Raw genomic sequence first — 20,060 nt, 5'->3', positions numbered from 1 at the left:
GGCTGGACCTTCTTATAAACTTGCTTCAACTCTTTGTTGAATGGTTTTGATAACCAGATCTAATGCGCTTTGAATTTTAGTGTTCCATTCAAAAGAACAGTTAATTCTCAAATAATGCTGCTGGGCGGGTAAAACACTAAACAAAGGGCTTGGCGCAACACCAATGTCTTGCTGAATCAACTCTTCATAAACTTGCATACTGTCTAGCGTACTAGGAAGTTTGACCCATAGAAAATAGCCACTTGGGTAATAATACACTTCGCAAGAGTTAGGTAAATGTTGTTTCAAATAATGGTAAAACTGCTTTTTATAACGTTCAAGCGAAAGTCTAAGTGTACGTAAGTGCTTTTCATAATGATGATGTGACAAAAACTCGACTAATGCATTTTGAATGAGTGCATTTACTGAAATGGTACTCATGAGTTGCAAGTGTTGAATATGATCTGAAAATCTACCCGCATAAACCCAACCAACCCGAAAACCTGCACCTAATGTTTTAGAAAAAGACGAGCAGTGAAGCACCAGATTTTGTTGGTCAAAATACTTCATTGAAAGTGGTTTTTGACCGCCATAAAAAAGCTCTTCATAGACATCATCTTCAATTAAATAAATTTGATACTCATGAAGTAGTTTGGCAATTTTATATTTAATGTCATCACTGACGGTAAAACCAATCGGGTTATGGGCATTCAGCATGAGCCAACACACTTTGATAGGATAGGTTTGAATAACCTGTTCAAAAGCTTCTAGGTCAAAACCATATTGAGGATGTTCAGGAATGGTAATGACTTTAAGCCCTAAACGCTCGGCAGCTTGCCAAGCGCCGTAAAACACGGTTTGTTGCAATAGAATATAGTCGCCTGGTTTGGCTACTGTTTGTAATGAAAGATTAAGTGCATCTAAACCTCCTGATGTAATGACAATATCATCTGGGTCTGTCTGTATGCCTTGCATACAGTAGCGCTGAGCAATCAGTTTCCTTAACGCTAAATTGCCGGGAGGTAGACTTGCTGTTTGATCATAGCTTTGTCTTTGACGCGCAAGTTGCCCCATAATTTGAATGAGTTTGGGGGCAGCTAAAAGCTGACTGTCCGGAAAAGCTGAACCAAAAGGTACAACAGATTCATGTTGAATCGATTTAAGATATTTAAAAACTAATGAGTTAATTTCGATTTTAGAATTTAATGAAACAACTGAATATTGCTCGAGTGGCTTTAGTGCAATTTGCTCGGCAACAAAGTATCCAGACTTTTCTTTTGAATAGATCAGACCTTGTGATTCAAGCTCCTGATAAGCATTCATTACGGTCATTAAACTAAAGCCAGAGCGTTGTACCTGATCTCTTAACGAAGGTAGTTTTTCATGCGCACTTAAAGTGCCGCTCTCAATGAGTTGGCGAATGCTATGAGCGAGTTGTTCTGATTTATACATGTATGGGCTGCACGAAATAAAAAAAAGATGCACTGAATCAATAATAAATACCGTTTGCAGAATCTACAAACGGCATTTGTCTATAAGGATGGAATTACTTTAAGTAAGGGGCTGCATAAATCAATATCACTTTAAACAATCCCGCAATCACAGCTAAGGCTAAAAAACCACCAAGCCATAGCAGAATAAACCATTGGGTTTGATTGAGTTTAACGGATGACTTTTTCATAAAACCCTCCATACTTAATGATAGCCTTCATCACCTACACGGACTTTGTCTCTAAATACCCAGTAAGACACAATGGTGTAAGCAATAATGATTGGAATCAAAATAAGTGCACCGACCAAAGCAAACATTTGGCTTGAATGTGGTGCTGCAGCCTGCCAGATGGTGACTGATGGCGGAATAATATAAGGCCATAAACTAATCACGAAACCAGTAAATGCAAGGAAAACGAGGGCCAATGTATATGCAAATGGTTTGAGGTCATGATCTTGCTTTTTACACGCTGATAAAATCAGGCCAACAAACAGTAAGACCAAAATAGGCACCGGGCTAAAATAGAACAGATTTGGTAAAGAGAACCATCGATCTGCAATTTCAGGATGCGTTAAAGGCGTATATAAACTTACGGCACCAAAAATAATGAGCAGTGCAATAATTAGCTTAGGCATAAGTTCATACATACGTTGCTGCAAACCTTTTTCGGTTTTTAAAATGAGCCATCCACAGCCTAAAGTGGCATACATGGCAACTACACCAATACCAGTGAAGATCGTAAATGGAGACAACCAATCCAGAGACCCGCCAGCAAAAATACCATTTTCAGTTTTAATCCCTTGGATATAGGCACCCAGAATAATCCCTTGTAGGAAACTGGTTAAAACTGAACCCCAAATAAAAGCCAAGTCCCAAAGATGTTTGGTTCGATGAGCTTTAAAGCGGAATTCAAAAGCAACCCCACGGAAAATCAGTGCAATCACCATGAAAATAATAGGCAGGTAGAGCGCTGATAAAACTGTTGAATAGACCAGTGGGAAGGCAGCATATAGACCAGCACCACCGAGTACCATCCATGTTTCGTTACCATCCCAGACAGGGGCAACGGTATTCATCATGACATCACGTTCTTGGCTGTTCTTAATGAAGGGGAACATAATCCCGATTCCTAAGTCGAAGCCATCCATGACCACATAAATCATGACACCTAAACCGATAATACCGACCCATATTAAAGAAAGATCAATCATGACGGTTCTCCCCAGAGTTTTGTTTGCTGTCAATATTTTCATCGACTGCACTAAGTGGACGCATTGGTGTTTTAAAATGTCCTACGCCACCAGTTTCAACATTTGGTGAATCAATGAATGATGGACCTTTATTAATCAGTTTTAAGGTGTAGTAGATACCGCTACCAAAAACGATGGTATAGACCACCACAAAAATAAACAGGCTCAGTCCGACCTGATCTGCGGAAACCGTATGTGAAAGTCCATCTTTAGTTCGCATAATGCCGTATACGACCCACGGCTGACGACCAACCTCAGTAGTTACCCAACCTGCAAGCATTGCGACATAACCAGATGGTCCCATCACCAAGGCAAATTTATGGAACCATGAAGTTTCATAGAGTTTTCCACGCTTACGTAACCAAAGTGCAATGAGTGACAAAGTGACCATGAGTACTCCAAGACCCACCATCACACGGAAGCTCCAGAAAACAATCGTTGAATTTGGACGATCTTCAGGTGCGAAATCTTTTAAGCCTGTCACTTGGCCATCTAAGCTATGCGTTAAAATTAAGCTACCCAAATAAGGAACACCCACTTCGAAGTGGTTACGTTCTTCTTTCATATCTGGAATTGCAAATAACAGTAATGGCATCGGCTCATTGTGGTTGGTTTCCCAGTGACCTTCCATTGCGGCAAGTTTGGCGGGTTGATGTTCACGAGTGTTTAAACCATGGTTATCACCAATCACCACTTGTAAACATGAAGTTACAAGTACCATCCATAAACCCATCGAGAATGATTTTTTTACCAGTTCATCGCGACGGCCTTTTACCAAATGCCAAGCAGATGTTCCCACCACCAATAAAGATGAAACTAAGAAGGCAGCAGCACCCATATGGGCTAAGCGATAAGGGAAGGATGGGTTAAAGACAATAGCTAACCAGTCTTTTGGCACAATAATGCCATTTTCGATAGCAAAGCCTTGAGGGGTCTGCATCCAGCTATTGGAAGATAAAATCCAGAACATGGAAATACATGTTCCGATGGCAACCATAAGTGTTGCGAAGAAATGGGCTCGAGGACCAACACGACCCCAACCAAATAACATAATGCCTAAGAAACCTGCTTCTAAGAAGAAGGCACTCAAGACTTCATAGGTAAGTAAAGGACCAGTAATACTTCCGGCTACACGTGAAAATTCACTCCAGTTGGTACCAAACTGGTAGCTCATTACGACACCGGAAACAACTCCCATACCAAACGCAACGGCAAAGATCTTAATCCAGTATTTAAATAGATCTTTATAAATTGGGTTTTGGGTTCTTAACCATTTCCATTCTAAAACTGCTAAAAAACAGGCAAGACCGATGGAAGTGGCCGGAAAAATAATATGGAAGGATACTGTGAAAGCAAATTGTATTCGCGCTAATTCTAGAGCGGTTAGACCGAGGCTCATAAACTTTCCCCCTGTGAACTAGCTGATGATGATTAAATGAGTTAAATACTTATTTTCAGGCAAAAAAGTACTCTGGCGATTAAACTTACTTCTGTGATAAATGTTCTTAGCAAGTAAAATGCCAACAGGGTAAAGCAACATAATTGCTTGATATTTCAATAGAATAGAGCGATTGATTGTTTTCAATCTGTTAACAAAGTTTATGCTTGATGTTGCATTTGTAAAAATGCATGTTGCATTGAAACATTGATGAAATATCTGGCGATATGCAATAGATCGTCTCATGAAAACTACCTACCTTAAGAAGTTTTCTTAATCATGCACTCGCTCTATTTGTATATGTAGATACAGAAATTTTTTATAAAACTATAACAGTTCAGTATGGTTTCGAAGGCGTGCTATAGTTTTTTTTCAATCATCTGTAGCTATATATTCATTCCTCCAAAGTTCACAATAAAAATGAACAGGATTTACCGCCAACCTAAACCAACCTTCAAGACTCAATGTGAACGCTGTTTTAGATTTTTTTAAGCACATGATTATGTTCTTCTTTTCTATTTCCATTGTTGTTTTGTGTAGGGTCCGGTTGCTGCGTGTTTCTTAAAGACCTAAGTGTAAGTGTAGCGCTTCTAAAATAGCTTGGATGTTAAAAAATGTTTATTACTTCTCAACTAAATGTTCTACATAAAATTATTAAAAATCAGTCTATTTCTACATTGGTAGTAGATCAGTTAGAACAGACTTATGTGAACCTTGAAGCAACATTACTTAGAGCGAAAGTACTCAGAGACTTTTCTAAAACTCAAACGGTTTATTTAATTCAGTCTCATATTGAGCCACAGCAAAGCAGTTTGGCTTATCTATTCTCGCCATTTATTTTTGCTAACTTAAACAAAGCAGCTATTTATACAACGCCTGCAACTGCGCCTGTGCTTTCTATTCTTAATAAATATTACCAAGCTGAGAAAAAAGTACTCTTTAAAGTAGATGACGTTTTAGAAAGTCTAAAAATTTATATAGATTTGGAGCTTGCAGAGCTTAATGAGGTTGAGTTTATTTATTTAAAATTAATCAAAGCATTGTGTCGAAGTGATATCTCTACAGTTTTTTTGATCACCCATTTAGAGCTTGATTTAGAAGCTTTAAAACAACTTGAACAGTTCTTAAAAATAAAAATTCATTGGGTCAAAGTCGTAAAAGATGAGGGTCTAAAAGGTGTAGATCAGTTGGATATACGAAAATTATTATTTAAAAATAAAGATGAAGCATATGTACAGTTATGTGCTCATTTTGCGCAAATGAATGCAGCACTGGTCGGGTTATGCGATACCTTTACTGCTAGTCAAATGACGCACTTAATTGATGACATGTTTTATTCAGAGCATATCTTCGAAAAACTTTCTGTCTATTCAGAATATATGCAAACCTTATTGCAAAGTCAGCATAGTCTTCACAAAAAACAGATTGCTTAGTACTGTCATGCTTTTGATTAGTGTTATATCAAGATTGAATACTGTTATAAAAAAATAATCGTTTTCATGTGAAATAAATATTTTATGGTAAAAGCAAAGCAATATTGGTTTTACTTACATGACAAATTTAAATTTTGAGCATCATTTCGGTTCACTAACGCATGCAGCACTTAGTCAGGCCTCAATTATTTCTCGTGTGTGGGGTGAAGGGCCAACTGAGCGTTATGATGAATTGGCAAAAAATTTCAGACCGACTTTTGCCCGTATTAAAGAAGGGGCTTTAATTCGTGAGCAACAGCATATTTTGCCCTATGAACAACTTCAGTGGCTTAAAGATATTGGTTTTACACGGCTAAGACTTCCCAAAGCTCATGGTGGCTTTGATGCAACCATTCCTGAATTATTTGCCTTACTCATTGAACTTGCAGAAGCGGACTCAAACTTACCGCAAGCTTTGCGAGTGCATTTTGGTTTCACTGAAGATGTCTTAGTAAGTAAAGACAAAGCGTTTCAACAGCGTTGGCTTAGCCGAATTGCAAATGGGGAAACAGTAGGCAGTGCATGGTCTGAAGGCGGGAAAGAGTCAATCGATCAGTTCGAAACTCATTTGTATCGAGACAGTGACGGAAAAATTCGCGTTAAGGGTAAAAAATATTACACCACTGGTAGTCTATATGCAGACTGGGTAGATGTGGGAGTAACAGATTTAAAGGGTGAGTCTGGCTCAGTCGTTGTGCGCCGTGAAGATGAAGGTGTCGAAATTGTTGATGACTGGAATGGCTTTGGTCAGCAACTCACCGCAAGCGGTACAGCATATTTCCATGATGTATTGGTGGATGAAGCTGAAATTTTACCTGACGATGACCGCTTTAAATATTCAGCGGCTTACTATCAACTGGTCCAACTGGCAATCATTACAGGTCTAGGACGTGCTGCAACCTATGATGTTTCTCAAGCTGTGGCAAAACGTACCCGAAACTACACGCATGCAAATGCCCAATTTGTAAAACAAGACCCGCAAATTTTACAAGTCGTAGGACAAATCCGTGGTGCGGCTTACAGTGCAGGGGCAATTGTTGAAAAAGTCGCACAAAGCTTACAACGTGCTTATTTGGCTGCATTTCAAAATAATGAGCAGCTCGAAGAAGAGCAAAATGCACTTGCCGAGCTTGAAAGTGCGCAGTCTCAATCGGTCATTACCGATCTAATTTTAAATGCTTCTACGATTTTATTTGACGCTTTAGGTGCTTCCGCAACAGACAAAGATTTAGGCCTAGATCGATACTGGCGTAATGTACGAACTTTATCATCACATAACCCGAGAGTATTTAAAAATCGAATTATTGGTGATTTTAGTGTAAACGGCACATTACCTCCTTATCAATGGCGAATAGGGAACGTTGCTAAATAATAAATTATAGTTTTAGATATTAAGCCGCTATTTTGGTGGCTTAATATTATTTTTTCTTAAGATAAATTATAAAAATCTATTAGAATAAAATCATATTTTGTTTGGGGTATATATTATAAAGAAAACCTTAAAATTGCTTTAGTATAAAAATTAAATAAAATGCTGGCTGATATTTTATGACTAAGAGAGTTAGTTTTAATGCTTTTGAAATGAATTGTATTGCCCACCAATCTCCAGGATTATGGCGACATCCTCAAGATCGATCTGTTGAATATAAAGATTTAGAATATTGGACAGATTTAGCACAAATTCTTGAGCGTGGTTTTTTTGACGGTATTTTTATTGCAGATGTACTTGGCATTTACGACGTTTATCATCAAAGTGCTGAACACGCCTTAACCGGTGCAGTACAAGTTCCAGTCAATGATCCACTACAGATTGTGCCAGCGATGGCCGCAGTCACAAAGCACTTGGGTTTTGGTGTCACAACTTCGATTTCCTTTGAACATCCTTATCCTTTTGCTAGACGTATCAGCACGCTAGATCATTTAACCAAAGGGCGAGTTGGTTGGAATATCGTGACTTCTTATTTGGAAAGTGGTTCGAAAAACTTGGGCCTAAAAACTCAGGTTAATCATGACAATCGTTATGATATTGCTGATGAGTACTTAGAAGTCCTTTACAAACTTTGGGAAGGTTCTTGGGAAGAAGGTTCGGTACTTCGTGACCGTGAAAGCGGTATTTTTGCTGACCATAAAAAAGTGCATCCAATTCAGCACGAGGGTAAATACTTTACTGTACCGGGTATCCATATTTGTGAGCCATCACCGCAGCGAACACCAGTACTTTACCAAGCAGGCGCATCTTCACGTGGCCAGAAGTTTGCTAGTCAAAATGCCGAGTGTGTATTTATTGCAGCGCCGTCTAAAATTGCCACTAAAAAAGTGGTACAGGGTATTCGCCAAAAATTGGCTCAGGAAGGCCGCGACCCGTACTCAGTTAAAATTTATGCGCTTTTGTCGATTGTCACTGATGAAACAGATGCAAAAGCACAGGCTAAGTTTAAAGAATATCAAAGCTATGGAAGCTACGATGGCGCTTTAACATTGCTGTCTGGTTGGTCTGGTGTGGACTTTTCACAATACCAGCCAACGGACAAAGTTGAATATATTCAAACGAATGCCATTCAATCTTTATTAGATTCTTATGTAAATGCAGACCCAGAACGTGTTTGGACCATTGAAGAAATTGCAAACTGGAACAGTTTAGGTGGTAATGGACCTGTGTTAGTGGGTTCAGCAGAAACTGTTTCAGATGCTCTACAACAATGGGTTGAAGATACCGATGTCGATGGCTTTAACTTAGCCTATATTTTGGCTCATCAAACCTTTGCGGATGTGGTCGAATTTATTGTGCCAGAGTTGCAAAAACGTGGGGTATATCAAACCTCATATGCACAAGGAACATTAAGAGAAAAATTATTTGGTGCTGGGCCATATTTGCCTGAAAATCACCGTGGTGCAAAATATCGTAATCTAAAAGAGTTAAAACTTGCTGAGGCGAGTTAATATTTTGGAAAGCCTTTAAATAAATAGCTGGTTAAATACCAGCTTTTATTTTGTCTTTTGATATCGGTTTTACTGCTGAGTTAATAATGAAAAGATAATTCTATAATTTAGATTAAAACATCAGATTAATTTGTTTTTATATGATGTGAATAATCATTATTTTGTTCCTGTTATTAAAATTCAGGAATTATTAAGTGAGCACACAAGAACTCGATCATAACCATCGTTATGAAATTAAATCTCCCGATGATGTTTCACAATTAATTTCCAAATTTGCAGGGAAGGGTAAATCGAATAAAGTTATTTGGTTGGCACTGATTGGGGTGTTTATTGATGCCTACGATTTAACAACGCTGTCTTTCGGTATTGAACAAGTTATCTCAGAGTTTTCTTTAAGCCCTGTCATGACCGGTGTGGTAGCTTCAGCAATTGTCTGCGGAACTATTGTTGGTAACCTGATTGGTGGTTGGCTGACAGATAAAATTGGCCGTTATAGGGTCTTCATGGCAGACATGGTGCTCTTTGTCATTGCTGCAATTGTTGCAGGCTTTGCACCGAATGTATGGGTTTTGATTTTAGCCAGATTTATTATGGGAATTAGTGTTGGTATTGATTTGCCGGTGGCAATGTCATACTTATCTGAGTTTTCCAAATTTAACGGTAGTAGCAACAAGGCAGCGCGTTTAGCTGCATGGTGCCCAATGTGGTATGCCGCTTCTTCGGTCTGTTTTGGTCTAGTTCTGGCGCTTTATTTTCTTTTACCACCTGAACATAGCAACTGGTTATGGCGAGCATCTTTAATTTTTGGAGCAGTGCCAGCGTTACTCATTATTTTTATTCGCGGTAAATATTTAACTGAATCACCAATCTGGCTTGCCAACCAAGGTGATTTAAAAGGGGCAGCTAAAGTTCTACAAGAGTCTTATGCAATTAATGCAGTTGCCACAGTCGAAAAAGTAGAAAGAACGGCTGAAAAGAAAAAGCGTGAGGGTTTTGCGGTTTTATTTAATAAAACCTATTTGCCAAGAACTATTGTGGCAATTGTGATTCATATTTCGGTGGCATTTCAGTACACCACCATTGCATTCTTTTTACCTTCGATTTTGACACGGTTCTTTCATACAGATGTTTTGACGACCATTACTACAACGCTCGGGCTCAATTTACTGTTTGCATTTACGGGTGGGCTATTAGGTGTATTTGTCGCCAGCAGATTTAAATCTCGTCACGTGCTACTCACAGGTTTTTTACTTCAGTTTATTGCCCTCATTGCATTGGCATTAATTGGTGAACCGGGTAATAGCTTTTTACTCTACACCGCTATTGGAATGCTCGGTTTATGGCTTTTTGCTGAAGGTTTTGGGCCAGGTGCGCAAATGATGGTTTATCCAACCATGGCTTATCCTGCTTCAATTCGTGGCGTTGGTGTTGGCTTTAACCGTGCGGTAACTGGTGTTGCTCAGGCAATTGCTTTGTTTGTGTTGCCAATTTGGATGGCGGGTTATAAAACGGATGTTTATCTGATTATTTCTATCTTTGCGTTTATTCCTTTAATTGTAATTGGACTACTGATTAAGTTTGAGCCTACTGCACAAGATGTCGATGTGATTGATGAAAACAGTCCAGAACTTCCACTTAATAATTCACCTGTAATTGATTAGCTAAATCTAAATCTTTAGATAAAAACAAAGGCCAACATGTGTTGGCCTTTATTTTTGAAGTTAGAAGTAATAAGCAAAAATCACAAACGCTTTTTTATTCCATTTATCATTGGTTCCACCAGCCGCAAGGCCTTCACTATCTCCTAAGTATGGGTCATGTTTGCCAACTAGCAACTCGGCTTGTACTGTTAATTTTTGATAGTTAAACGCAATGCCGGGTATAAAGCGGGTTGAGTCTTTAAAGCCATCTTGTTCTTTTCGATAAGAACTATAGTTTAGATAAGGGCGAACTGAGGTAATCGGGCCAAACTGCTGAGGAAATAAATAGCTCAGTTCGGCTGAATAAATCTGACCTTTGGTTGCCGAGTTAAATGAATAATCGAAACCACCCAAAGTTAGATGATCTTTATATTGGGTGTCGGCATTATCAATGTCTTGATAACCAGCCAAAAGCTGTAAATTCCATTGGTTATAATTGGTATTGCTAAAAACTGAATAGACTTGGCGGTCGCCATCTTGTCCTGAACGTTTGTTTTCAATGGTGGAATACCATGCAGAGGCACCAAGTTGGGTAGAGAAATTTTCTTGGCCTAGAACATTTTTAAAGGTGTGGGCACCGCGAACAACAATCGAGTTCTTTTCTTTGGTATTGGTGCCTTGCGGTACTGAGTCATCAGCATTGACAGGGTTGATACTAAATCGACTTGAGTCTTTGCTTTTACCTCTATAGGTGCCACCATCGGTCGGGTAAAAGGCGAGTTGTGCTTCATTGATTCCATCATTGAAGTCATATTTCACCCCTAGGTTGTGTACATCTTCCCAACCTGCACTATTGGCAATGCCTAAATAATAAGTATTTCCCCAAAAGCGACCCAAGCCAAAAGGAACTGGGTTTAAGCCCGCAGTAATTTTACTGTTGTCATTAATTTTATAACCCAACCACGCATCGGTAAGCCAATTGGCATCGCCTAAACGCCCGTAATATTCATAAACCCGATAATCTAGACGGCCTATCCATTTCGGGGAGTTGTAATCTAGCCATAGTACCGCGTCATTAAACGAAAATTTACTGGTAGTGGGATCAGAGTCAAAGTCATAAACATATTTAGCTCGAACAGTACCACTCACTTTAAGTTGACCTTCTTCAGCATTACCAAAGGTAAAGGCTGCATGACTTGAAAGGCTAAATGTAATTAAAGACGCTGTAATTAATGTTTTTTTCAAAAATTGAGAATGTTTAAACAAAAGAATTTTTCTCCTCTTAAAAATAAAAATTAAATTTGCGTCATGTATAAACCAGAAAAAGATTTGTCCAAATCTTAATATTTGCAGAAGTTTTAAGATAAAAAGATAATAAAATCTTAACTTTATATAAAAGAATGAAAATTAATTAGATGCAAAACTCTGGATGCGATAAGCAAAAAATAAAAATGACGAAATGAGTAGGATAAAATAATTAGAGTAGGCATGTTAGGTTTTCCTCATCATGTGTTTTTTGAATATCCTTTTTAATTATTGATATATAAGTATTTTAATTTTATGGCTAATCTGTAAGTTTGGTTGATATTTGCTTTTTACCAAAAGATAAAAACTTATATGAAAAAGTTATTTATCAAAAATAGATAAGCAACTCATATTTTTTTATTTTTCATTATAAAGCCAGCTGCATACCATGAGCTTATATTATTGAAAGATCATGAAATTATGAGCACAAAGACCAAACCGTTGATTATCACGGCAATTGTGGTTGTAGCAATTGTTGCATTTATCGTATGGCAAAATAAGAAAGACAATAATACAAGTGCTTCAGTTCGCGACAGCAAACCTGTCGTAATTGCCTACCAAACAGGGGTGGACCCAAGCAAAGTTGCGCAGGCCAATGGGGAATATGAAAAACATAGCCAACGTAACATTCAATGGAAAAAATTTGATGCGGGTTCAGATGTTGTAAACGCACTTGCTTCAGGCGATGTTGTACTTGGCAATATTGGTTCAAGTCCACTTGCTGCTGCGGCAAGCCGTGATTTACCGATTGAAGTATTCTTAATTACATCAAAACTTGGTGGGTCTGAAGCACTCGTAGTAAGTAATAAATCAGGCATTAAAACTCCTCAAGATTTAATTGGCAAAACCATTGCTGTACCGTTTGTTTCAACCACGCATTACAGTCTTTTGTCTGCACTTAAACATTGGAACATTCCAGAAGATAAAGTAAAAATTATTAACTTGCGTCCACCTGAAATTTCAGCGGCTTGGGAACGTGGTGATATTGACGCTGCCTATGTTTGGGAACCTGCTTTAAGTAAAGCCAAAGCATCTGGTACGGTTTTAACCGACTCAAAACAAGTGGGTGAGTGGGGTGCTCCAACTTATGACTTATGGGTTGTGCGTAAAGACTTTGCAGAGAAAAATCCTGATTTCTTAAAAGCTTTTGTTAAAACTACGCTTGAGCAGCTTGAAAAATACAATCAAGACCCAGCCGCTTACGTTAAAGATGCCGATAACGTGCAAAAAATTGCGCAGCTCACAGGTTCTGATCCAAAAGATATCCCACTTTTATTAAGTGGAAATATTTACCTAGACCATGCTCAGCAAAAACAAACTTTAGATGGTGAATTTGCGCAAAATATTTTTGATACAGCGAAGTTTTTAAAAGGTCAGGGCAAGGTCGATCAACTTAAAGCCGATTATAAAGGCAACGTGAATTCTTCATTTTTGCAGCCTTAAGGAGTTGTCATGAGTGTACTAGAAGCCAAACATATTCATCTGACTTTTCCTAAACAGCAAAAGCCAGTTTTACAAGACATTAACCTAACCATTGAAGAAGGTTCTTTAACCGTGATTTTGGGCGAGTCAGGTTGTGGCAAAACAACTTTGCTTAATATCTTGGCAGGGTTTCAAAAGCCGAGTTCAGGTGATGTGCTTGTAAATCATGAAGTAGTAAATGGACCAGATGTAACCCGCGCTGTCGTGTTTCAGGATCATGCACTCCTTCCTTGGTTGAATGTTGCAGATAATGTTGGCTTCGCTTTGCAGTTAAAAGGTTTAAAACGCGTAGATATCGAAGCACAAGTGAACGCAATTTTAAAAATTGTAGGTTTAAGTCACGTTGAAAAAGCCAATATTTGGGAACTTTCCGGTGGTATGAAACAACGAGTTGGTATTGCCAGAGCTTTGATTAGTCACGCGCCGTTTATTTTATTAGATGAACCTTTTGCCGCATTAGATGCTTTTACACGTGAAAACATGCAGCAGTTAGTGCTCGATTTATGGATTCAACAAAATAAAAGCTTTTTTTTAATTACTCATGACATTGAAGAAGCATTATTGCTCAGCAATCAGTTAGTTCTGATGACAGCGCATCCAGGCAAAATTGTAGAAACTCTACATCTCGATTTTGCTAATCGATATCGTCAGGGCGAGTCTATTCGCTCAATTAAATCGGACCCACAATTTATTCAGCTCAGAGAGCAGCTGTTTGAAAGTTTAAGGGCACAAAAACAAAGCGGTAAGGAGGCGTTAACCACATGAGTACTAAAGATAACGTCTATGAATATGACAAAGCAGGGCTAAAACTTAAGCCAGATGTGCAAACAGAAAATGCTTCATTTCTATCGTCATTTTTTGAGAAGCATCGCACTTTGGCAGTTAGCATAATTAGTGTGGGAAGTGTGGTCGCACTCTGGTTTCTCATTACTGCTTTGCATATCGTACCTGAACTGTTTTTACCGAGCCCACAGGCAGTCTGGCAAAAATTTATATCGGTCAGCCAAGAAGGCTTTATGAAGGCTACTTTGTGGCAACACTTGGCCGCTAGTATCTCTCGTGTGTTTTTGGCTTTGATTGCTGCCGTGGTGATTGGTGTTCCGCTGGGTTTGTGGATGGGGCTGAACAAATGGGTTCGTGCTGTTCTAGATCCTTTGGTTGAATTATTACGTCCAATTCCGCCGTTAGCGTATTTGCCGTTACTTGTTATTTGGTTCGGTATTGGTGAAACCACAAAAGTACTTTTGATTTTCTTCTCGATTTTGGCGCCTGTCATTATTAGTAGCGCGCATGGTGTGTTAAGCCATCAGCTTAATCGTGAGCGTGCAGCATTGTCGCTAGGGGCAAGTCAGACTCAAGTATTTTGGCATGTCATTTTACCAACAGCTTTACCTCATATTATTACCGGTATTCGTATTGGTCTTGGGGTGGGCTGGTCAACATTAGTTGCAGCAGAGTTGGTTGCAGCGGACCGCGGTATTGGTTTTATGGTGCAATCGGCAGCACAGTTCTTAATTACCGATACGGTGATTTTAGGCATTATTGTGATTGCGATTGTCGCAGTTAGTTTTGAGCTGTTTTTACGTTGGTTACAAAAACAGTTTTCTCCTTGGTATGGTCAGCAGTTGTAGTAAAGAAGATGAATACAGTAGTAGCAAACTTAAATATTGAAGTGATCAAGCCTACCATCGGCGCAATTATTCACGATATTGATTTGAATGCGTTGAATGAACAGACAACGCAACAAATCCAGCAGGCTTTGCTTGATCATCAGGTCATTTTTTTTCGAAAGCAACAATTAGCACCGCAAGCACAAGCAGACTTGGCACGCAGTTTTGGTAGCTTACATGTGCACCCGATTTATCCTTCAATTGAAGATGTACCTGAAGTGATGGTGCTCGACAGTTGGAAACAAGACTTGCGTGACAATGAACTTTGGCACACAGATGTGACTTTTAGTAAAAATCCACCTTTAGGTTGTGTGTTGCAAGCTATTAAAATTCCACCTGTAGGCGGTGATACGTTGTGGTCGAGTAATACAGCAGCTTTTAAAGGGCTTCCGCTTGAGTTACAGCAAAAACTACGAGGCTTAACAGCAACCCACGATATCCGTAAGTCTTTTCCGCTTGAACGTTTTGCCCATAACGAAGAAGAGCGTGAAAAGCTGTTGCAAACCTTTAAGCGTAATCCTCCAGTGGTTCATCCAGTGGTGCGTACCCATCCTGTCACAGGCGAGCCTTTGTTGTTTGTAAGTGAGGGCTTTACCACACAAATTAATGAGTTACCTGAACAAGAAAGTGAGCAGTTGCTTAATTTCTTGTTTGAGCATGCGACCCAAGAGCAGTTTCATTTACGCTGGAAATGGCAAGACGGTGACGTCGCGATTTGGGATAACCGTTGCACACAACATAAAGCATTATTTGATTATGGCGATGCCCATCGCATCATGCACCGTGCAACTATTAATGGCGATGTGCCATTTTATAAAGAAGAACAACAGCCAGAGTTAGCAGAGGCTTAATTCCTTTAATTATTCTTTGTTTCAATTCCAACGTAGCATTTTGAGTTGGAATTGAAACAGTAAGTTATCTCTATTGTGTTCCAAAACCCGACAATATACCTGTGTAGTTCTTTACAGGAGGTGAGGCCCAATCACCGACTTTGCTGGTTTTTAAATTTAATTGAACTAGCATTTCAGCTTGTTTAACGGCTGCAGCAACGCCGTCAATAACGATTACGCCTAACTCGTTTTGTAGCTTTAGACACAAATCACTCATACCTGCACATCCTAAAACAATCGCATCGCTTTTATCTTCAGCGAGTGCTTTTTTGCATTCATCTCGTATGGTTCGATAAGCATCTGAGTCAGGAAGCTCCAACTCTTCAACTGCAATGTCACAAGCTCGAACATTTTTGCAAAATGGTGTAGCCCCATAGCGATGAGCCAGATGCCAGCTCATATTCACTGTGCGTTGTAAAGTTGTCACCACACTAAAACCGGTACTGACATAACTTGCAGTTCTCATAGCTGCTTCGGCAATCCCAATCACAGGCGCTGAAGTCATTTCACGGGCAGCATAAAGCGCAGGGTCACCAAAACAGGCAATAATATAGGCATCTACATTTAGCTGTTCACCTTGGCGTATTTCTTCTAACACACCTACTGCACTTAGAGCTTCATCATAATAACTTTCAATTGTTGCAGGGCCCATTTGAGGACTCACTGCAAGAATTTGAGTACCAGAACCTGCGACTATCTTTGCTGATGCAGCAATTTTGTCTGTCATGCTTTGAGTAGTATTGGGATTAATAATTTTAATTTTCATTGTACTTTTACCTTAGTCATTGCTGATTTAGCATGGGCAAGCGGTTGGTTAAGAAATCGGTAAATGACAAAACCGAATCCCATACCGATAAACCATGTGAAATTAGCCAGCCCAGACAGTTGTGGTAAAAGTACGCAGAGAATAGGAATTAATGAAGCTGGAATTAAGGCATAAAAGGCAGAGTGGTTATAACCATTTTTGTACCAATACAAGCCTTTAGTATCTAAGGTATATAAATCATCTACCACGATTTTTTGTTTTTTAACGAGGTAAAAATCGGCGAGCAATACACCAAAAAGTGGGCCGATAAATGCGCCTAAAATATCAATGGTGTAATGGATCACTTGAGGGTTATTAAACAAATTCCATGGTGTAATGAAAATCGAACCAACTGCTGCAATCATTCCACCCATGCGCCAGCTAATTTTGCTCGGTGAAACGTTGGAAAAATCAAAGGCAGGTGAAACAAAGTTAGCGACAATATTAATCCCAATCGTGGCAATCATTAAGGTCAAACTACCTAAAATAACCACAAAAGTATTATCAAGTTTTCCAACCATCTCGACAGGGTCGGTAATGAGCTTACCGTAGACTGGAAGCGTTGCTGCAATACAAACTACAGTAAGTAAAGAAAAGCCTAAGAAATTAATCGGTAGTCCAAGAAAGTTCCCCATTTTAATCGCGTTAAAGCTTTTGCCATAACGAGAGAAGTCACCAAAGTTCAGCATTGGTCCAGAAAAATATGAAACAACGAGAGCAATAGCACCAATCATGACGGGTACAACCGCAAAACCGTCGTATTGAACACCGCTCAAGTTTAAATCAATATTTTGCCATCCAGCTTTCCAGATGAGCCATACTGCCATCGCAAACATCACGATGTAGACAGCTGGACCTGCCCAGTCAATGAATTTACGAATGCTGTCCATGCCAGACCAAAAAACAATCGCTTGAAGTAGCCAAAGCAGCATGAAGCCAACCCATCCTAAATAGGAAAGTCCAAGAAAGCCATAAGTTGAAATATCGGCATAGACCGACCATTCTGGAAAGAACTTTAATATGACCAATAAGAAAGCACTTGATGCCAAATAGGTCTGAATGCCATACCATGCAACAGCAATAAGCCCACGGATAACAGCAGGAATATTTGCACCAAGCACACCGAAGGTTGCGCGGCAAATAACAGGATAGGGCGTACCAGTTTGTTGGCTAGACTTGGCAATCAGGTTTGTAAAAAACTGAACTATGGCAATGCCGATGAGTAAAGATAAAAGTACCTGCCAGCTATTGAGCCCAAGTGCAAAAAGGCTTCCAGCCATGACATAACCGCCGACACTATGAACATCAGACATCCAGAAAGCAAAAATATTATAAGCGCCCCATGTTTGCTTTTTTAAAGGAGCTAAGTCTTGATTTGTCAGTTTTGCATCATAAGAAGGTTTAATTATTACTTCGGTATTATTCATCTTGAACACTCACTTCCCTTATGTTGGGCTGGCACGTTCTTCAGCAGCTTGAAATTCTGGCTAAAAGAATGAAATTAAAATTGTGCACAATGTGATATTTATATTGTGCACAATTTTAATTGAGCAAAAGTTATGCCAAATTTAAGAAGTAGCGCTTATGAGTTATTTAAACTGGTATGAATTTTGGATATGAAGAGACAAATTTATAAAATGAGAAGTGCTTAATTTTTTATAAAAAGTAAGTAAAGTTAGGTGTATAAGTGGATATTTAGAAGTCTAATATTGAATTGTTTAGCTCAACATTAGTGTTTTGGAAATGAGAGCAATATTCCAAAACGCTTAAGTTAAACTTACACTACAGTTATTAGATAAAGTTTTAGAAAGAGGAGGCGTTAATAAAAATGGAGAAATCAATGCCATCAAATGCACCAAAAAAAGCCGTAGAAATGAGCAATGATGAAATTGATGACCATATATATAACGCTATTGTAGATGCTATTTTAAATCGACAACTCGTTCCTGGCGCACGTTTAGTTGAAGCACCTTTGTGTGAGGCATTTGGTGTAACGAGGGGAGTGTTAAGACGTGTTTTCGTGAAACTTGCCCATGATAAGGTTATCGAAATTCAGCCCAATCGTGGGGCACTCATCGCAAAGCATAGCGTTCATGAGACAAAAGAGGTCTTTGAAGCACGCAGCATGCTTGAAATCGCCACTGTAAAAAAGCTCGCTCAAAAGTCACATAACCTAGATTTTAGTGAGCTTCGAGGCTTAGTAGATCAAGAGTCTCATGAGCGTTTAGCTGGCAATTGGGCCGAGTGGATTAAGCTATCGGGGCAATTTCATTTAAAGCTGATTGAAGCAAATCAAAATACGATTATGACCAGTTATTTGCAGACGCTTATTGCAAGGACTTCGTTATTAATTGGCTTATATGAAATTCCCAAACATAATAATTGTTCGGCAGATGAACATCGTGCAATTTTAAATGCCATTGAGCAAGGCGATGAAAAACGAGCCACTCAATTGATGGAAGAGCATTTAGAACACTACGCGACGACATTTGTTGAACAAGACGGCACAGCAACAGCAGAGCAAAATTTATTAAATTTATTTAAAAATAAGAAAATTGAAACCATTTAAACTAACTAAAAAATAATAGGCCATTTCCTATGGAAAAGGCCCAGATTAGTTATTTTATAGGAATGATTTGATGAGTTAAAAAATCAATAAATAGTTTTACTTTCTTCGACAAAATCTTACGGTTTGGCCATGTCACATATAAATGAAGTGGCTGACTGGTGTAGTCCTCCAAACATTTTTGTAATTTACCTTCTTTGTAGTAAGGTTCCGCAATAAACTCTGGAAGAAAGACGATACCGTGATTTTTCAAGCACATATCTAATAATAATTCACCATTATTACAGGTCATGACTGGGAAGCAATTAAAGGACACTTCTTTTTGATCTTTTTGGAAAATCAATTTCTTATGTCGACTATCCTGATAATAAATCAGAAACTTATGTTCTTTAAGTTCTTCTAATGAGTCTGGTAATCCATGCTGATTGAAATACTCAGGTGTCGCATATAGATAGCGCTGATAGGTATTTAATATTTTACTATTTGCTAAGTTTGGAGGAGAGCCATCTACGCGAATGGTTAAATCAAATTTATTATTATTCATGTCTAGTAGTTGATCAGTCATGAATAGATCAATTTTAATACTGGGATATTTCTCAATAAAGTCTGAAATGATATTTTGAAGAAAAATATTGCTAAAAGACATTGGCGTATTGAGCTTGAGTTCGCCTTCTGGGTACTGCTGATTATAGCTAATTTCGTAGGCAGCCCATTCAAACTCACTTAAAATGACTTTGCTATGCTGATAAAACTTTTCTCCACAAGAGGTGAGGTTCATCTGTCTTGTGGTTCGGGTTAACAGTGTAGTTTTTAGGTCATTTTCGAGGTAGCAAACACGTTTGGCCACTAAATCACGTGAGATGTCGAGTGCTCTGGCTGCGCTACTAAAATTCCCATGTTCTACGACACTTACAAAAGTGGAAATACAGTCTAATCGATCCATGGATAAGCAAAAGTTAAAAAAATATATATCAATGATTAAACTATAAAAATTAAAAAGCAATCATTGATTTTATTGTATTCGTACAGCATACAGATTCGTGCTGATTTGCTGTCTATGCTTTTACATTTTTATCTGTTTTGATAATGACCAGTAAGCAATTTTAATGCATTACTCATAAGGAATAATGG

Annotated in this window: 17 protein-coding genes; 9 read left to right on the top strand and 8 right to left on the bottom strand. The window is 38.7% G+C overall.

Annotated features, from left to right (window positions below):
• Positions 1 to 12: 12 nt before the first annotated feature.
• The 4 genes from RMA95_RS14540 to RMA95_RS14525 all read right to left on the bottom strand — a co-directional run bounded on the left by RMA95_RS14540 (position 13) and on the right by RMA95_RS14525 (position 4,120).
• The gene (locus tag RMA95_RS14540; protein ID WP_311071510.1) at positions 13 to 1,431 is read right to left on the bottom strand and encodes a PLP-dependent aminotransferase family protein; all 1,419 of its coding nucleotides are present in this window, start codon (positions 1,429 to 1,431) and stop codon (positions 13 to 15) included.
• 94 nt (positions 1,432 to 1,525) lie between these two features.
• On the bottom strand, positions 1,526 to 1,660 hold the full coding sequence (locus RMA95_RS14535) for a hypothetical protein (protein ID WP_000749813.1): 135 nt from the start codon (positions 1,658 to 1,660) through the stop codon (positions 1,526 to 1,528).
• 14 nt (positions 1,661 to 1,674) lie between these two features.
• Positions 1,675 to 2,682 carry a cytochrome d ubiquinol oxidase subunit II gene (cydB, locus tag RMA95_RS14530; protein WP_174724252.1) on the bottom strand — a complete coding sequence of 336 codons (1,008 nt, stop codon included), beginning with the start codon at positions 2,680 to 2,682 and terminating at the stop codon, positions 1,675 to 1,677.
• A complete protein-coding gene (locus RMA95_RS14525; protein ID WP_311071505.1) occupies positions 2,675 to 4,120 on the bottom strand; it encodes a cytochrome ubiquinol oxidase subunit I in 1,446 nt (481 codons plus the stop codon). The genes cydB and RMA95_RS14525 overlap by 8 nt, the downstream gene beginning before the upstream one ends.
• Positions 4,121 to 4,773: 653 nt before the next feature.
• Here RMA95_RS14525 and RMA95_RS14520 point away from each other — a divergent pair.
• The 4 genes from RMA95_RS14520 to RMA95_RS14505 all read left to right on the top strand — a co-directional run bounded on the left by RMA95_RS14520 (position 4,774) and on the right by RMA95_RS14505 (position 10,232).
• Complete coding sequence (locus RMA95_RS14520) at positions 4,774 to 5,592, top strand: hypothetical protein (RefSeq protein ID WP_311071504.1); 819 nt, start codon at positions 4,774 to 4,776, stop codon at positions 5,590 to 5,592.
• 118 nt (positions 5,593 to 5,710) lie between these two features.
• Positions 5,711 to 7,003 (top strand): acyl-CoA dehydrogenase family protein, encoded by a 1,293-nt coding sequence (locus tag RMA95_RS14515; RefSeq protein ID WP_311071502.1) that lies wholly within the window; start codon positions 5,711 to 5,713, stop codon positions 7,001 to 7,003.
• A gap of 176 nt (positions 7,004 to 7,179) precedes the next feature.
• Positions 7,180 to 8,571, top strand: coding sequence for an LLM class flavin-dependent oxidoreductase (locus RMA95_RS14510; protein ID WP_311071500.1), 1,392 nt, complete (start codon positions 7,180 to 7,182; stop codon positions 8,569 to 8,571).
• 194 nt (positions 8,572 to 8,765) lie between these two features.
• A complete protein-coding gene (locus RMA95_RS14505; protein WP_005041326.1) occupies positions 8,766 to 10,232 on the top strand; it encodes an MFS transporter in 1,467 nt (488 codons plus the stop codon).
• 60 nt (positions 10,233 to 10,292) lie between these two features.
• Here RMA95_RS14505 and RMA95_RS14500 read toward each other — a convergent pair whose 3' ends face one another.
• Entirely contained in the window at positions 10,293 to 11,477 is a 1,185-nt protein-coding gene (locus tag RMA95_RS14500) for a hypothetical protein (RefSeq protein ID WP_311071496.1), read from the bottom strand.
• Positions 11,478 to 11,918: 441 nt separating this feature from the next.
• Between RMA95_RS14500 and tauA the strand changes: the two genes are divergently transcribed.
• From tauA to tauD, 4 genes are read left to right on the top strand one after another with little or no spacing between them, the layout of a single operon-like run.
• Entirely contained in the window at positions 11,919 to 12,959 is a 1,041-nt protein-coding gene (gene tauA / locus RMA95_RS14495; RefSeq protein ID WP_081038546.1) for a taurine ABC transporter substrate-binding protein, read from the top strand.
• 9 nt (positions 12,960 to 12,968) lie between these two features.
• Positions 12,969 to 13,763, top strand: a complete 795-nt coding sequence (locus RMA95_RS14490; protein ID WP_005304415.1) for a taurine ABC transporter ATP-binding protein — start codon at positions 12,969 to 12,971, stop codon at positions 13,761 to 13,763.
• Positions 13,760 to 14,629 carry a taurine ABC transporter permease TauC gene (tauC, locus tag RMA95_RS14485; protein ID WP_311071493.1) on the top strand — a complete coding sequence of 290 codons (870 nt, stop codon included), beginning with the start codon at positions 13,760 to 13,762 and terminating at the stop codon, positions 14,627 to 14,629. Before RMA95_RS14490 ends, tauC begins: the two co-directional genes overlap by 4 nt.
• Positions 14,630 to 14,637: 8 nt before the next feature.
• A complete protein-coding gene (tauD, locus tag RMA95_RS14480; RefSeq protein ID WP_311071491.1) occupies positions 14,638 to 15,519 on the top strand; it encodes a taurine dioxygenase in 882 nt (293 codons plus the stop codon).
• A 70-nt stretch (positions 15,520 to 15,589) separates the two neighbouring features.
• Here the strand turns inward: tauD and RMA95_RS14475 are convergent, their stop codons facing one another.
• Together RMA95_RS14475 and RMA95_RS14470 are read right to left on the bottom strand one after the other, a co-directional pair.
• Complete coding sequence (locus RMA95_RS14475; RefSeq protein WP_311071489.1) at positions 15,590 to 16,324, bottom strand: aspartate/glutamate racemase family protein; 735 nt, start codon at positions 16,322 to 16,324, stop codon at positions 15,590 to 15,592.
• Entirely contained in the window at positions 16,321 to 17,790 is a 1,470-nt protein-coding gene (locus tag RMA95_RS14470; protein ID WP_311071487.1) for an NCS1 family nucleobase:cation symporter-1, read from the bottom strand. Before RMA95_RS14470 ends, RMA95_RS14475 begins: the two co-directional genes overlap by 4 nt.
• Before the next feature lie 401 nt (positions 17,791 to 18,191).
• Here RMA95_RS14470 and RMA95_RS14465 point away from each other — a divergent pair, with 401 nt between their 5' ends.
• On the top strand, positions 18,192 to 18,932 hold the full coding sequence (locus RMA95_RS14465; RefSeq protein WP_311071486.1) for a GntR family transcriptional regulator: 741 nt from the start codon (positions 18,192 to 18,194) through the stop codon (positions 18,930 to 18,932).
• A gap of 49 nt (positions 18,933 to 18,981) precedes the next feature.
• Here RMA95_RS14465 and RMA95_RS14460 read toward each other — a convergent pair whose 3' ends face one another.
• Positions 18,982 to 19,872: a LysR substrate-binding domain-containing protein gene (locus tag RMA95_RS14460; protein ID WP_311071484.1), complete on the bottom strand. Its 891-nt coding sequence runs from the start codon at positions 19,870 to 19,872 to the stop codon at positions 18,982 to 18,984.
• Positions 19,873 to 20,060: the final 188 nt, after the last annotated feature.

Origin of the sequence: Acinetobacter sp. V110_1 (assembly GCF_031798975.1) — a bacterium.
Lineage (GTDB): Bacteria > Pseudomonadota > Gammaproteobacteria > Pseudomonadales > Moraxellaceae > Acinetobacter > Acinetobacter nosocomialis_A.
Note: the sequence above shows the minus strand (reverse complement) of the source record. Positions and strands in the feature narration are given on the sequence as shown.